Here is a 14,784-nt window from a genome sequence, read left to right as displayed (position 1 = left end):
ACGCGTTCTGGGCGCGGATGTCCAATCGCGCCATGCGCAAGGGGAAGGGGATGCGCCGTCGCACGATCCTGGCGGCCCTCTCGGCCTCGGTCGCGGCGGCGTTCGCGGGGTGTCTCGAGCCCACGCAGATCACGCTGGAGATCGTGACCGATCTGGATTGCTCCCGGATCGACAGCACGGCCATCGTGGTGAGCAACGAGGCGCAGTCCGCCGACACGATCCGGGATCCGGGCGCCGTGGCGAGCGAGTGTAGCGGGGGGCGCATCGGGGCGATCGTGCTCTTGCCGAAGAGCGCCAAGAACGAGTCGATCGCCATCAAGGTGGTCACGGGCGTCGGGCTCACGGCCGAGGACTGCTTGAACGACCCGTCGCAGATGCCGGCGGCGGGGGTTGGCTGCATCGTGGCCCGCAGGCGCCTGAGTTTCATCCCGTCGACGCCCCTCGAGCTGCCGGTCAAGATGCGCGGGGATTGCATCGGTGAGGTCTGCGATCCCGAATCGACCTGCATCGCCAAGGGATTGTGTGTCGACTCCCTGGTGAACGAGCAGGCGTGCAAGGGAGGGGACACGGACGAGACGTGTCAGCCGACCGGCGGCGTTGGGCCCGTGGGACCCGGCGGAAGCGGCGGCATGGGCGGCACGGGCGGCATGGGCGGCATGGGCGGCATGGGCGCGGGTGGCATGGGCGGCGTCGGCGGCATGGGCGGCGTCGGCGGCGTGGGCGGGCTCGGTGGAATGGGCGGCGTGGGCGGGCTCGGTGGAATGGGCGGCACGGTGTCAGGCCCCGGCGGCGCGGGCGGCATCGGCGGCATGGGCGGCGACGGCGGCGCCGGGATGTCGGGGTCAGGCGGGGCGTCGAGCAGCAGTTCATCGAGCAGCAGCTCGTCGAGTAGCAGCAGCTCCTCCAGCAGTAGCTCCTCCAGCAGCTCGTCGAGCAGCAGCAGCTCCTCCAGCAGCTCGTCGAGCAGCAGCTCGTCTGGAGGTGGCGGAGGCGGTGGCGCTGCCGGCTCCGTGACCGGCGCCGGTGGGATGGGCGGCGGTGGGGGCTTCTGGGGGACCGGCGGCGGCGGTGCCGGCGGCGGCGGCGCCGGCGGCGGCGGCGGCGTCGGCGGGCCGAAGGACGACTGCCCCGACGGCGGCGCCGCGGGGCAGGGCGGGATCAAGAACTGCGAGGTCATCGAGCCGGTCGCGCCCCCACCCGCGCCCAAGGCCACGACCTTCCGCCGCGTTCGTCTCTTCACACAGGACGCGCTCACGCGTATGCTGCGCCCGTGACCGAGCCCGCTCCCCGGGATCCGGCCTCCCCCGATGGCGCGCCCGCGCCGGGCACGGTGCTCGCCGGCAAGTACGTCGTCGAGTCCGTCCTCGGTCAGGGCGGCATGGGGATCGTCCTGCAGGCGCGGCACCAGCGCACCGAGCAGGCCGTGGCGATCAAGCTCCTGCGCCCGGACGCGCGCGTGCTGCCCGACGTGACGGCGCGGTTCGAGCGCGAGGCGCGCGCGGCGGCCCGGATCCAGGGGCCGCACGTGGTGCGCGTCTACGACGTCGACAACCTCCCGGACGGCAGCCCCATGATGGTGATGGAGCTGCTCCAGGGCTGGGATCTCGGTCAGGAGCTCGCGATCCGCGGCCCGCTGCCGTATCCGGAGGCCGTCGGCCACGTCCTCGCGGCGTGCGAGGCGCTCTCGCAGGCGCATCGCATGGGCGTCGTGCATCGCGACATCAAGCCGGGCAACCTGTACCTGTGCCAGGAGGGGCAGCGGCGCCTCGTCAAGGTGCTCGATTTCGGCATTTCGAAGGTCCTCGACAAACGGGACAATGCCGCGCAGACGGCCACGACGGCGGCGTTCGGCACGCCGCAATACATGTCGCCGGAGCAGGTGCGGTCCGCGAAGAACGTCGACGGGCGGGCGGACATCTGGTCGCTCGGCGTGGTCCTCTACGAATTGCTCGGCGGCCGCGGGCCCTTCGACGAGGCGAGCGCGACGGCCGCGCTCGCGGCGATCATCGCGGACGAGCCGAGGCCCTTGCGCGAGCTCCGGCCGGATCTACCGCAGAAGCTCGCGGACGTGGTCATGAAGGCGCTCGAAAAGCGCGCCGACGACAGGTGGCCCGACATCGATACGTTCATGGCCGCGCTCGTGCCGTTCGGCCCGGCCGGCGCCGCGCCGCAGACGTTGCTCAATGCAAAGACGCCGAAGATCGCCGCCCGCGAGCCGATGTCGACCCGGCGATTGATGATCGTGTCGGCGGGCATTGCAGCGGTGGTCGTGGGTGTGTTCCTGTTCGTGCTGGCCTCGCAGACGAAAAAGCCCGCGGAGCCGGCCGCGGATGCGGTCGTGACGGCGACGGCGCCCCCGTCCGCGGCGACGCCCGCGCCCTCGCCCACGATTGCGCCGATGCCCGCCGCGGTCGAGACGGCAACTGCGCCTCCGGCCGCGCCCCCGACCGCGCCCGTCGCCGTGGGACCGCCGCCGAAACAAGCGCCGACGACCGCTCCGCCGCCGGTCACCGCGACGGCCCCGGCCGCGCCCACGCCGAAGCCGACGCCTCCCAAGCCGCCCCCGCCCCCGGCGGAGGATCCGACCCACCTCTAAGATCGCGCCATGAGCCGAAATCGCCTCCGCGCTGGCCTTTCCCACGTCCTCCTCGTCGCGCTCGTGACGACGATCGCGCAGGCCGCCCGCGCCGACGCGCCGCAAGCGGCTCCGCAGGCGCCCGCGGGGCAGGATCCCGCGCTCGTGGCGCGCGCCAAGGAGCGCAAGGCCGAGGGCGACAAGGCCATGGACAAGCTCCGCCCGCTCGACGCGCTCGCGGCCTATACCGAGGCGTACGCGCTGAACCCGGAGCCGGCGCTGCTCTACAACATGGGCCGGGCCCTCGAAGCGCTCGACCGGCTGCCCGAGGCGCTCGAAAAACTCACGGCATTCCGCGCAGAGGCGCCCGCCGAGCTCCTCGCCAAGGTGCCGGGGCTCAATGATCGCATCGCGAACATCGAAAAACGTCTGTCGCGCCTCACCGTGAAGGTGAACGTCGAGGGGGCGCGGATCCTCGTGCGCGACGTCGTCGCGGGAATGTCGCCCCTCGACAAACCCCTCGTGCTCAAGGCCGGTCCGGCCGACGTCCTCGTCGAGGCCGAGGGGTATTTCCCTCATCGCGCGCGCGTCGATTTGCCGGGGGCCGGCACGTACGTCCTCGATGCCCAGCTCCAGAGCAAGGCCAAGGTCGGCAAGCTCCTCGTGACCGCGCCGAAGACCGGGGTCACGGTCCTCGTCGACGGCAAGAGCGCGGGGCAAGCGCCGCTCGAGACGCTCGTCGAGCCGGGGACGCACAAGGTCGCCGCGAGGCATCCGGAATACGTCGATTACGAGACCAGCGTCATCGTGACCGCCGGCGGCGAGCGCACGGTCGCGCTCGTCCTGCAGCGCCCGCCGCCCATTTACGCGCGCTGGTGGTTCTGGACCACGATCGGCGTCGTCGTCGCGGGAGGCGCGGCCGGCGGCGCGGCGTATGCCCTCACGACCGAAAAAGAGCCGGGGCAGGGGGACATCCCGCCGGGCCAGCTCTCGCCGGCCTTTTTCGTGATGACGCCCCCGCTCCCGTTCTGATCGACGGCTTCGATCAGGCCGCCTGTTCCATCCTCCCTTCCGCGTCCTGCATCGCGTGGTTCGCGACCCATTGCCGCACGTGGGCGAGGTGTTTTTCCTCGGCGCGCATCGCGTCGCGGAAATCGTCCGCCATCGCCTCGTGCCCCAGGTTCGTCGCGAGCTCGATCAGCATGTCCCAGCCTTCGCTGTCGGCGAGCTCCGCCACGAGGATCGCGTGCAGCGTCTGCGGCAGCGTCGTGCGCGGGTCATTGAGGACCTGCAAGAGGCCCGACGCCTCCACCGCGGCGATGTCCGCCGAGGGCGTGAGCGCCGTCGGATCTGCGCCCATGCTCTCGAGCGCGCTCCGGAGCACGTGGAAGTGCCTGAGCTCCTCGTCGTGGAACTCGAGGAGCGCCTCGCGCGTCGGCCCGCCGTCGTAGCCCCCGAGCGCGTCGAACTTCGCGAGCACGCTCTCGTACATGCGTGTCCCGGTCCGCTCGAATTGCAGGCGCTCGGCGAGCTTGTCCAGGAACACGGCAGGGTTCTTGGCCGTGAGGCCTTCGAGCACCGATTTCACCGCGCCCTTCACGCTCGAGGGCGGCGGCATCGTGCCCACGATGCCCGACTCGCTGGTGTACGAGATCCGCAGGCTCGCGATGCCCGACTCGTCGCCCTCGCTGCTCGGCACCGTGGCCTCGGCGGCCTCGATGAGCTCCTTCGAATCGATCGGGCTCGTCCCGATCCCCGTTCGGTTCATCCCGATGTCGGTCGGCTCTTTCATCGTTTCCTCCTTCGAGCTCCTCTCAGGCCGCCTTCTTCACGAGCTCGCTTCCGGGGGTGTACACGTAGCCCGCCGCCACGGTTTGGCTGGGCGAACCCGCGGCGTTGATCTGCCGGTTGTAGGCGATCGAGGGCGCATCCGGGGGAACCTCTGCCACCGGGACGAACCGGGTCCCCACGCTGCGCAGGTGCACCTCGCTCTTCAACACCTGCCGCACGTAATCGCGGTGGCTCATGTACTTGATGCGCTCCGGCAGGCTCGTCGGGATGATCTCGAACGGATCGCGGTTCTCCACGCGCTGGAAGAGATCCATCACGTGGTTCAGGTGGCCGAGCTCGTAGGCCACCATGCGCTCCCAGATGGCCTTCAGCCGCGCGTTCGACTCCTGCTCCATGCAGGCGAGGTAATTCCAGACCTCCATGCACTCGTGCAGGAGCCATTTCTCCATCCACGTCTCGTGCGGGTCGATGATCGCCTCGTATTGCGTGACGTGTTGCTCCTCGATGTGCGCGATCTCCGCGTAGAGCAGCCGCGCCACCGGGTCGGAGAAGAGCGGCCCGATGTTCTGGTAATAGTTCTGCGTCTGCTGCTCGCCCGACATGATCGTCAGCGACACGAGCTTCGTGATCGGCGAGGCCGTGTTGCGATCGTAGTGCTCGCGCAGATCGTCGAGCGGGTGGCGGTGCTCGACCACCGTGGGCCGGCCCGGCAGGACGTCGGTGTACGATTGCAGAATGGCGTTCGCGTCCTTGCCTTCCAGGCGGTCCAGGAGCGCCGAATATCGATAGAGGTGATCGAAATCCTCGAGGAGCCCGAAGCGGAGCACCTGCGCGATGTACGGATCGGGCTCGAGCAGCGCGAGGCTCGCGGTCACCTCGATGGCGACCTGCTCGTAGGCGATCGTGGTCTCGAGCGGCGATTGATCCGCCGGCAGGAGCCAGTTCACGAGCACCTGCTGGTGCGTCTCGATGCGCCGCACCTTCGCGAGCTCGGCGCGCACGGGCGCGTTCATGCGGGCGAACATGTGCTGGAAGCGGTTCGCCTCCATCTCCACGCCGTTCATGAGGATGATACGCAGGCGCGTGAAGGCGTCGTCGTTCAGCTTGCTGATCGGCTCGCGCACCATGTCGCGCCAGGTGAAGTCTTCCTGGGCGTCGAGGGCCACGCCCTTTTCCTTCGTGAGGTCGAGTGCCACGATAATCCTCCCCGTTCGGTTCCTCCGCGATGGGCTCACGGATCGGGCGCCGCAGGGTCGCCGTCCAAGCCACCCTGCTAGCAAGAAGCTTGCGAGGTTTCGTCCGGGACCGAATTGGTTTGTCCGGCGAGCAGACTCTGCACGCTGCGGTCGAAAGGTTCCCGCGGCGGGGCTCGACGTCGCGGACATTCGTCCCCCATGGACATGCCGAGCCTGGAAGGGCCCTGAGGAGGCAGTTTTCCATGGATAACCGCGAAGTGGTTGATAAGCTGAACAGACTGATCAAGCTCGACGTGGACGCGGTGCACGCGTACAAGCAGGCGATCGACGCCTGCACGATGGAGGACATCCGGAGCAACCTGGTCCGGTTCCAGGAAGACCATCAGCGGCACATTCGGGATCTCTCGCAGCAGGTACGCGCCTGCGGCGGCGAGCCCGAAGTGGAGACGTCCTGGGCCGGGTTCCTGATCGAGGGCTTCACGGCCATCACGGCCCAGGGCGATCACAGCGCGCTGCTCGCGATGCGGGGGAACGAGGAGCTGACGAACCGCACGTACGAGGCGGCGCTCAACGTGACCGACCTGCCGACGCAGGTGCGCTCGCTCCTCGAGCGAAATTTCTCGGACGAGCAGCGTCACCTCGCGTGGATCAAGGATCAGCTCAACATGAGGGTCTGGGAGAGGAAGGCGGCTTAGAAAAGCGCTTCCCGGCGCTTGCATGTGAGCACCATGGCCCCGCCTGCACGTCGCGTGTGTGGCGGGGTTTCGTTTTGTTGTATGATCTCCGGGCCGATGGAGCCGAAGACCCAGGTCGAAATTCAACTCGGCCACATGTGCAACAACCGTTGCGTCTTCTGCGTCAGCGGCCAGGAGACGGCGCTCGGCCGCGCGAGGCCACTCCCGCTCGCGCCGATCCTCGAGCAGATCCGGGCCGCGCGCGCGGCCGGGCACAGCAAGATCACGCTGCTCGGCGGCGAGCCCACGCTGCAGCCTGCGTTCCTCGACGTGGTGCGCGAGAGCGTCGCGCTCGGCTTCGAGGAGATCGTGATCTTCACGAACGGCGTGAAGACCGCCCGCGCCGCGTTCGTGGACGAGATCCTGGCGGCCGGGGGGCTGGGGGCAGAGCTCGGCTCGTCCGAGCGGAGCCCCCAGCAGAGACCACGTGGGAATTTCACGTTTCGCTTCTCGATCCAGGGCGCGACCGAGGAGGCCCACGAGCGCACGACCCGCAAAGACGGTTCGTTCGCCCGCATCGTGCAGTCGATGCATCACGTGCGGGCGCGGGGGCAGCGGCTCACCGTGAACATGTGTGTCGTCCAGTCGAACCACGAATCGGTGGACGCGTTCCCGGACCTGCTCCTGCCGCTCGGGGTCTCGCAGCTCCACCTCGACATGGTGCGGCCGCTCGACGCGGGCGTGCGCACGGAGGCGGAGTTCGCGGCGATGATCCCGCGCTACCGGAGCCTCGTCGGCCCGCTGGAACGCATGGTCTCGGGCTTCCCCGAGGGGTTCGACGTCAACATCGGAAACCTCCCGTATTGCGTCGCGCCCGAGCTCGCGCCGTTCATTCATCACGACGGCGAAAAAACGATGACGATCGCCGTCGACGGCGACAAGACGCTCAGCAAGCCCTGGGACAAGTACCTCGTCAAGCGCCGGGACAAATCGAAGCCCGCGGGCTGCGCGACCTGCGTCTTCGACGCGCGTTGCAATGGCATCTTCGAAACGTACCGGGAGATGTACGGCGACGAGGAGTTCGTCCCCGTCACGCCCGAGCGCCTCGCCACGGCCGATCCCGGCCGAAAGCTCTTTTCGGTGCACGCGCGGGCGCTCGTCGCGCGGGCGTTCGCCGGGTTCGTCCCGCCAAAGCCGTTTTCCCGCGTCACGCTCACGGAGCTCGGCGAGCGGGCGGTCGAGGTGCGGCTCGAAGGCGACGAGAGCCTCGTGGTCACGCTGCGGCCCCGCTCGGAAGGCGAGGGGATCGCGGCGACCGACTGGTTTTCCGTGGGGATCGCAGCCGCGCCGGCGGATCGGGCGGCGACACGGGCGGGGCTCCTCGCGATCGGGGAGAGGTTGTCCGGGCACGTCACGTTCGTGCATCCGATCGGGGAGGACGCGGCGCTGCCGCTCCTGCGATCCGTGGCCGCGCGGACGCAGCTCTTGCGGCGGCGCGCGCCGTTCGGCGCTCTCGCGTGGAAGGACGTGCGCGTCTTATCGGAAGGGCGGCGCGCCGAGCTCGGGTTCGAGGCGCCGTCGGGGGAGCGCGCCTGGGTTTGGCTGGGCGAAACGAACGGCAAACCCGTGGGCGGGTATCGGGTCGGCGAGGGGCAACCCTCGGCCGAGGTCATCGAGGGGCTCAGGGCCGTGCTCGGCGCGCTTTCATCCGGCGGCTCGGGGCCGCGGGCCACACCTCCAACATAGAGCCAGTGCAGGGCGGACGGCTAGCGTTTCGTCCGCGCCGGCCCCATGGGGAAGCTCTGGAGGGCATCATGGCGAAGGAGCAACCTTGGCCTTTTGATCGGGGTGACGCCGGGGCCGGGCAGCCTCGGACGCAAGAGGGCGTGCCCGGCGCGCCGGGCGGCGCGACTTCCCAGGACATCGGCAGCGAGCCGGTCTCGCGCGGGCCTTTTGGAGACGAGGGCGGCGCGGGGTCGTACCCCGGCGGCCCGACGTACTCCGAGGGGACCACGCCGGAGGACATTCCGAACGCCGAGCCATGGGTGCCCCCGACCGAGAAGATCAGCGGGCCGCCCATGGAGCCGACCGATTAACGGGAGCCTTTGCACCCTTCCGTGCGCAAGGCCGTGACGTCTCCGTCGATTTCGAGCTTCACCGACTCGTAATCGATCGCGGCCACGCGCTCCTCCGCGTTGCAGCCCATCCGCCCCTCCAGCACGAGCGTGTAGGTGACGGACCGGCCTCCGTTGTCGGGGATTCGCTCCTCGACTTCGAGGGTATCACCTCGCTTCTCGTCCGCCTTTCCATCGCCGTCCTCGGCCCTGCACGCGACGACCACGGCGGCGCTCGCGCGCGCCGTCACGGTCGCGCCGCTCTTGTTGCGCAGGCGAAACGAGACGACCGCGTTTTCGCCCGCGCACCGGGCGCCGGGCTCTCCGACGACCTCGATGCTCGCTTCCTCTCCGGCGGCGGCGTCCGTCGTGACGAGCGCGAGCGGGGCGAGGAGGAGCCAAAGCGTGCTCCGAAGCATCCTGTTCACGGGGGGACTCCTTTTCGAATGGGTCGGGCGCGCGGGGGTAGGGTAGAGGCGCGGCGGTATGCCATGGGCGCGTGACCGGGCGAGAAGGAAATGCCCGGAGGGCGCGCGCCGGAGCTCGTATGCAAAGGATTGGCCGAAGAACCTGGAGGGAGAGCGCGCGGACGACGAATGCCCCGGGCGCGATCCCTCCGGCACAGGGAAAAACCTCGTTATCCGAGGGGCGCGCTCGACGCCCATACCCGCCCTTCCGGGCGCGCGTTTGCATTGGTTTTCAGGGGCCTTGTGAGGTGGCGGGGCCCGGGCGGTCGGACCAAGCTCCGAGAACGGTGCCTGGAGCCCCGGGGGGAAACGGAATGCAAGAGCTCGAGCTGCGGCCGAAGCCGTCCACGAGCGCGGACGAAATGCGCCGCGGCTCGATTTCCACCCAGCGCCTCGCGGGAGCTTCGGCGCTGTCGGAGATAGGAGAGGCCTGGGGCGCGCTCGATGCGCTGCAGGACACCCCGATGCAGCAAAGCCTCTGGACGGAGAGCTGGCTGTCAGCGAGCGGCGCGGGCGATCGATTGCGGGTCCTCGTCGCGACGTCGTCGCTCGAATCACCCTCGATTGCGGCGCTCGTCCATCATGGCGGCCTTTCGCCCTCGCTCTTGCCCGCCGGGGCGATCGAGCTCGGCGAGCCCGTCGATCTGTCCCGCGGCGGCCCCGGGTCGCTCCGGGCGCTCTGCCAGGCGCTCGCCCGTGGTCCTTGGCCGGTGCACCTGCCGCGCGTGCTTTCGACCTCGCCCACGATTCTGGCCCTGCGCGAGGCCTACCGCCGCCGCGGCGTCGTCCGCGTCGGTCCCGCAAAGCCTTGCCCGTTCGTCCCGCTCGACGCCTCGTGGACCGAGCCCGAGCGCCGCCTCTCGTCCCGTCGGCGCCAGGATCTGCGCCGCGCCGAGCGGCAGGCCGAGCGCCAGGGCAAGATCTCGTATTCATTCCTCTCGCCCGCGCCCGAGGAGGCGGAAGGCGTGCTCGACGAGGCCTTCCGTGTCGAAGCCAAAAGCTGGAAGGGCCGCGAGGGCACCGCGATGTCGTTCGACCCGGTCGTCGGCACGTTTTTCCGGACGTACGCCCTCGCCGCCTCGCGCCGCGGGATCCTGCGCGTCGCGTTCCTTCGTATCGGCGACGTCGCCGCGGCGATGCAGCTCGCGGTCGAGCATGCCGGACGCTACTGGCTGCTCAAGATCGGCTACGACGAGGCGTTTCGACAGGCCTCGCCGGGCATCCTGCTCCTCCGCGAGAGCCTTCGCCGCGCGGCCGAGCAGGGGCTCTCGACGTATGAATTTCTCGGCGGCGTCGCGCCGTGGATCAAGCCTTGGACGAACGAGGAGCGCGCCACGGTTTCGCTCGGCGCGTATCCGGTGAGCCTCGCGAGCGCGTCCGCGCTGTCGCGCCAGGCCGCCGCGCGCGTGCTCCGGACATTGAGGAGGCCATTTCGATGGATGACACGATCCGAGGTCTGAAGCAGGCCGCACTCGCGGCATGGGAGCCGATCGCGAAGCGCGCAGGGCGCGCGTACGTCGCCGGGCCGCGGATCACGGACGCCCTCTCGCTCAGCCGGCAATTCTGGGACGCGGGCATGGGCGTCGTCGTTTGCTTCTGGAACGGCGAGAACACGTCCCCGCGGATCGTGGCGAACCGCGCGCTCGCCACGCTCGAGTCGTTCGCGGAGGCGGACGGAGACCATTACCTCGCGATCAAGGCCCCGGCGCTCGGGTTTTCGCGGGATCTCGTCCGGGAGATCGTGACGCGCGCGGCGCTCTCGTCCGCGCGGGTGCATTTCGACGCGCAGCGGCCCGAGGCCGTGGAAAAGACGCGGGCGCTCGCGGAGAGCGTCATGGGCGGGGGGACGACGATCGGATTCACCTTGCCCGGACGTTTTGCGCGCAGCGTGCGGGACGCGACCTGGGCGGTCCGGCGGAACGTGCCCGTGCGCGTGGTGAAAGGCCAGATGGCGGATCCAACGGCGCCCGAGCTCGATCCGCGCGCGGGTTTTCTCGCGGTGATCGACGCGCTCGCGGGCAGGGCGCGGCACGTGGGCGTCGCCTCGCACGACGCGCCGCTCGTGCGTCAGGCGCTCCAGCGGCTCGTCTCGAACGGGACGCCGTGTGAGCTCGAATTGCTCCTCGGCTTGCCGTTCGGGCCGGCCTTGCGGGAGGCGCGCACGTTCGGCGTGCCGGTGCGCGTGTACGTGCCGTTCGGCGAGGCCCGATTGCCTTACCATTTCACGGAAGCGCGGCACAATCCGCGCGTGCTCGCCTGGCTCGCCCGGGACCTCTGGCGCGCGGAGCGGGCGCCGCGGGCGAAGGTGCCGGGCTATACTAGCGCCCCTGCTTGATTCGTTCCTGGGCTTTTCGCCCTTTTTTCGTGAGGATCGGCTCGAGCCAGCGCGAGGCGGCCGGCGCCGTGTTCGCCGTGCGCGCCAGAATGCCTCGGCAGAGCGGCAAGGTGATTTCGAGCGGGCGCTTCGGTAACACCTCGTTCACGAGCGCGAGCTCGACGTCCTCGACGGTGAGCGGGCGCGGGCCGGAGAAGGTCATCGCGGCCTCCTCGTGATCGACCTGCAAATCGAGCATGGGCGTCTGCACGGCGTCGGGCATGACGAGCGTCACGGCGATGTCGTGGCGGGCGAGCTCCATCGCGGCGGCGAGCGTGAATCCACGCACGGCGAACTTCGACGCCGCATAAAGGGAGAGGCCCGGCACGGGCGCGAGCGACGCGAGCGAGCCGATGTTCACGATGTGCCCGCCCCGTCCCCGCGCGATCATCCGCGCCGCGGCCGCGCGCGTGCCGAGCACCGTGCCTTTCACGTTCACGTCGAGGTGAAAATCCACGTCGGCGGCCGCCAGATCCGGGACCCAGCCGGGCTTCAGCACGCCCGCGATGTTCATGACGACGTCGAGCCCAGCGCCCTCGCGCTCGGCCCGATCGAGCGCCGCTTCCCAGTCCGCGGCCTCGCGCACGTCGAGTTTGACGAGACGAACGTTCGTCCCCCACGCGCCTTCCGCCGCGCGTTTCTCCAGGGCGGCGAGGTTCACGTCCGTCGCGACGACGATGTCACCACGGCGCGCAAAAACCCCCGTCATGTGCGCGCCGATTCCACTCGCGGCGCCGGTCAAGACCAGGACGGCCATCGTCTCCTCCTAAACCGAAAGAGCCGCGTCGGCGGCGCGGGTTTTGGTATCGTCGCGCGTGGGGCGCGCGGGTTTGCCCAGCGTGAGATCGCCGAACGAGAACGTCGGCGTGACGCCGGGGAACAGGGCGTAGGCGCTGAGCTCCGAGGAGCTGACCATCGCGGGGAAATCCGGGTTTTGCCGGGACGCACCCGCGACCTCTTTCTCCTGCACCATCGAGATGTACTGGTCGAGCCCGCGCTCGAGCGTGTTGCCGTTGATCACGACCTCCATCCCGGTGTCCTCGGCGTACCGGCGGAGCCCCGGGATCCGCGAGGCGCGCGGGGCGTACGCGTCGGGACCCACGCCGTTCTCGCTGGTCACGAAGATCCCCTCGCTCGTCCGCACCACGATCGAATGGTTGCCCTCGGTATGGCCGGGCGTCGCCATGAGCACGACGCTCTCGCCGAGCTTCGTGTCGCCGTCGAGCAGGACGATCCGCGAGGGATCGACGCCGTCGATCCCGCCCGGGCAATACCAGTCGCGCTGCGGCGGCGCGAGCGCGAGCGTGCTCTCCCATTCCTGGCGCATGACGAGCAGCTTTGCGCGCGGAAGGAAACCAGGACGGCCCTGCGTTCCGAGCCATCGGCGTACGTCCTGCGTGTGCAGGTGATCGTACGTGATGTAATCGATGTCCTCGGGCGAGAGCCCCGCCTCGGCGAGGCACGACTCCACGGTGCCGAGCTCGGGCGCGATGATGCGCTGCCCGAGGTCCTTGAAGGGGCCGAACATGCCGCCGAGGCGCTTGAAGAACGGCGTCTCGGCATTGGCGCGGATGTCGGAGGGCGAGGCGAGCAGGGTGCGGAGCCTCCCTTCGGCCTCGAATTGCACGAGAAAGACGCGGTTCAGGATGTGCACGAACGGCGTCGGGCCGCGGAAAGCGTCGCGCAGCGCATACCGCGTCGGATAGGGGACACGCACGAGCCCGCGAGATCGATAACAGGGCACCGGCGGCGCCGAGAGCAGCTCTTCGCGCAGGCGCGCCGCGCGCTTGCGGACCTCGCGCAGGCGATCCTCGGGGCGCGACGCGTCACGGGCGCCCGCGAAAATGTCGATCGGTCGGAGCACGGGATCCAAAGGTTCGCGCATGACAATCTCGCTCCTCGTTCGGGTCCCTGCCTATCACGAAGGTGCGTCGCCGAGAACCTCCGTGCAATCGTGTCAACGTGTGCCCAGATGTGCCCGAGAGGGCCGCGGGTCTGGCGCCGAGATCAGGAAAACGGCTGAAGAATCGGAGAGGCACGGTGGATGCCTTCCAGCAGCTCCGCTGCCCGGAGGTTCCCAAGCATGAAGCTCTTCCACGCCCTCTTCCTTTCGCTCCCCCTCGTCACCGCCGTCGTGATCGACGCCCACGACGCCGCAGCCTGCGGCGGCTGCGTCCCGCCGCAAGACGAGTCGACGCAAGTGACCGGCCACCGGATGGTCTTTTCGGTCTCGCAGACCTCCACGACCCTCTGGGACCAGATCGAATACTCCGGCGACCCCACGTCGTTCGCGTGGATCCTGCCCATCAAGGGTCAAGTCGAGGTCGGTTTGTCCTCGGACGCGGTCTTCGCAGTTTTGAGCGAGCGCACGGCGACGTCCGTCGCAGCGCCGCCCCTGAACTGCCCGCCGCCGCCCTCCTGCTGGGGCAGCTGGGAAGGAGGCGGCTCCGGCTCCGGGGGCATGGGCGGCGGCGACGCAGCCGGCGGCGGCGTCGACATCATCACGCAGGAGGTCGTCGGCCCCTACGAAACCGTGCAACTCTCGTCGTCCGACCCGAACGCGCTCAAGGACTGGCTCACCACGAACGGTTACAACGTCAGCCCCGACGTCGCTCCCATCATCGACGCCTACGTCGGCGAGGGCTTCGACTTCCTCGCGCTGAAGCTCGTCCCCGGCCAGGGCGTGGGTTCGATGCGTCCCGTCCGCATCACCACGCTCGGCGCGAGCAACACGCTGCCCCTGCGCATGGTCGCCGCAGGCACGGGCGCGTTCGCCCCGATGACGCTCTGGGTCTTCGCCGAGGGCCGCTACGAGACGAAGAACTTCTCGTCGTTCCAGATCGCCCCGGCCGACATCGTATGGAACTGGGACGAGGGCAATTCGAACTACGCGGCGCTGAAGGACGACGCATTCAAGGCATCGAACAATTCGAACTGGCTGAACCAGTACGCGCAGCCGACGTCCTCGTGGGACATCCGCGGTCGGCTCGAACAGCTCGTGAGCTTCCTGCCGGATCAGAGCGGCTACGGCGATCCAGACGACGGATACGCGACCGCAAACGAGGAGCTCCAGGCCGACCTCGAAAAGATGTTCGGCGGGATCAACGAGACCGAGCTCTGGCTGACGCGCATCAACACGGAGCTCGCCCGGGCCTCGCTGAACAAGGATCTCGCGCTCGGCGCAGCAACGGCGCAGGATCCAGTCTCGAACTTCTTCCAGGCCACGCAAGCCGTCGGCACGCCGCCCACGTGCCCCGAGTACCCGCCCTGCGATCCAGGCACGGAGATCCCCGGCGATCCAAACGGCGGCGGCTGGTGGAACAACCTCGGCGACGGCAAGGGCAACGGGAGCGCCAGCAGCTCGAGCTGCGCCGTGTCGAGCGGCACCGAGACCACAGCCGCACTCGGGCTCCTCGGCGTCGCACTCGGTTTGTCCGTGGCCCGCCGCCGCTCGAGCCGCCGCAAGTAGGGACGCGCGGAGCGGAGCGGGGCTTTGCCCCGCACCCCAGCAGGGGGCTGTCCGCCCCCTGCACCCCGGACCAGGCACGGCCTGGACCGAAAGCCGAGAAACCGCGCGATGCGCGGTTTCTCGG

At 69.5% G+C, this 14,784-nt stretch carries 14 protein-coding genes; 9 read left to right on the top strand and 5 right to left on the bottom strand.

Annotated elements, in window-relative coordinates; translation table 11 throughout:
- The first annotated feature begins 32 nt into the window (after window positions 1–32).
- Genes QHF83_RS47965 through QHF83_RS47955 form a run of 3 tightly spaced genes read left to right on the top strand, consistent with a single transcriptional unit; the run spans window position 33 to window position 3,607 of the window.
- Complete coding sequence (locus QHF83_RS47965) at window positions 33–1,274, top strand: hypothetical protein (RefSeq protein ID WP_282424864.1); 1,242 nt, start codon at window positions 33–35, stop codon at window positions 1,272–1,274.
- Window positions 1,271–2,596, top strand: coding sequence for a serine/threonine-protein kinase (locus QHF83_RS47960; protein WP_282424863.1), 1,326 nt, complete (start codon window positions 1,271–1,273; stop codon window positions 2,594–2,596). The genes QHF83_RS47965 and QHF83_RS47960 overlap by 4 nt, the downstream gene beginning before the upstream one ends.
- A 9-nt stretch (window positions 2,597–2,605) precedes the next feature.
- Complete coding sequence (locus tag QHF83_RS47955) at window positions 2,606–3,607, top strand: PEGA domain-containing protein (protein ID WP_282424862.1); 1,002 nt, start codon at window positions 2,606–2,608, stop codon at window positions 3,605–3,607.
- Window positions 3,608–3,620: 13 nt separating this feature from the next.
- Here the strand turns inward: QHF83_RS47955 and QHF83_RS47950 are convergent, their stop codons facing one another.
- Window positions 3,621–4,367, bottom strand: a complete 747-nt coding sequence (locus QHF83_RS47950) for a ferritin-like domain-containing protein (RefSeq protein ID WP_282424861.1) — start codon at window positions 4,365–4,367, stop codon at window positions 3,621–3,623.
- Window positions 4,368–4,389: 22 nt separating this feature from the next.
- Window positions 4,390–5,562: a hypothetical protein gene (locus QHF83_RS47945; RefSeq protein ID WP_282424860.1), complete on the bottom strand. Its 1,173-nt coding sequence runs from the start codon at window positions 5,560–5,562 to the stop codon at window positions 4,390–4,392.
- A 242-nt stretch (window positions 5,563–5,804) separates the two neighbouring features.
- Between QHF83_RS47945 and QHF83_RS47940 the strand changes: the two genes are divergently transcribed.
- The 3 genes from QHF83_RS47940 (at window position 5,805) to QHF83_RS47930 (ending at window position 8,332) form a co-directional block, all read left to right on the top strand.
- Complete coding sequence (locus QHF83_RS47940; protein ID WP_282424859.1) at window positions 5,805–6,257, top strand: PA2169 family four-helix-bundle protein; 453 nt, start codon at window positions 5,805–5,807, stop codon at window positions 6,255–6,257.
- 96 nt (window positions 6,258–6,353) lie between these two features.
- Window positions 6,354–7,982 (top strand): radical SAM protein, encoded by a 1,629-nt coding sequence (locus QHF83_RS47935; protein ID WP_282424858.1) that lies wholly within the window; start codon window positions 6,354–6,356, stop codon window positions 7,980–7,982.
- Between the two features lie 68 nt (window positions 7,983–8,050).
- Window positions 8,051–8,332: a hypothetical protein gene (locus tag QHF83_RS47930; RefSeq protein WP_282424857.1), complete on the top strand. Its 282-nt coding sequence runs from the start codon at window positions 8,051–8,053 to the stop codon at window positions 8,330–8,332.
- Here the strand turns inward: QHF83_RS47930 and QHF83_RS47925 are convergent.
- A complete protein-coding gene (locus QHF83_RS47925) occupies window positions 8,329–8,778 on the bottom strand; it encodes a hypothetical protein (RefSeq protein ID WP_282424856.1) in 450 nt (149 codons plus the stop codon). The genes QHF83_RS47930 and QHF83_RS47925 overlap by 4 nt on opposite strands.
- 353 nt (window positions 8,779–9,131) lie before the next feature.
- Between QHF83_RS47925 and QHF83_RS47920 the strand changes: the two genes are divergently transcribed.
- Window positions 9,132–10,277 (top strand): GNAT family N-acetyltransferase, encoded by a 1,146-nt coding sequence (locus QHF83_RS47920; RefSeq protein WP_282424855.1) that lies wholly within the window; start codon window positions 9,132–9,134, stop codon window positions 10,275–10,277.
- On the top strand, window positions 10,253–11,152 hold the full coding sequence (locus tag QHF83_RS47915; RefSeq protein ID WP_282424854.1) for a hypothetical protein: 900 nt from the start codon (window positions 10,253–10,255) through the stop codon (window positions 11,150–11,152). The genes QHF83_RS47920 and QHF83_RS47915 overlap by 25 nt, the downstream gene beginning before the upstream one ends.
- Here QHF83_RS47915 and QHF83_RS47910 read toward each other — a convergent pair.
- Both QHF83_RS47910 and QHF83_RS47905 read right to left on the bottom strand, forming a co-directional pair.
- Window positions 11,136–11,948 (bottom strand): SDR family NAD(P)-dependent oxidoreductase, encoded by an 813-nt coding sequence (locus tag QHF83_RS47910; protein WP_282424853.1) that lies wholly within the window; start codon window positions 11,946–11,948, stop codon window positions 11,136–11,138. The genes QHF83_RS47915 and QHF83_RS47910 overlap by 17 nt on opposite strands.
- A 9-nt stretch (window positions 11,949–11,957) precedes the next feature.
- The gene (locus QHF83_RS47905; protein WP_282424852.1) at window positions 11,958–13,076 is read right to left on the bottom strand and encodes a hypothetical protein; all 1,119 of its coding nucleotides are present in this window, start codon (window positions 13,074–13,076) and stop codon (window positions 11,958–11,960) included.
- 198 nt (window positions 13,077–13,274) lie between these two features.
- Here QHF83_RS47905 and QHF83_RS47900 point away from each other — a divergent pair, with 198 nt between their 5' ends.
- Window positions 13,275–14,660: a DUF2330 domain-containing protein gene (locus tag QHF83_RS47900; RefSeq protein ID WP_282424851.1), complete on the top strand. Its 1,386-nt coding sequence runs from the start codon at window positions 13,275–13,277 to the stop codon at window positions 14,658–14,660.
- The last annotated feature ends 124 nt before the right edge of the window (window positions 14,661–14,784 follow it).

The sequence above is a fragment of the Polyangium sp. 15x6 genome (assembly GCF_029960785.1).
GTDB lineage: Bacteria > Myxococcota_A > Polyangia > Polyangiales > Polyangiaceae > Polyangium.
The sequence above is the reverse complement of the archived record's forward strand: the minus strand, read 5'-3'. Positions and strand labels throughout refer to the sequence as shown.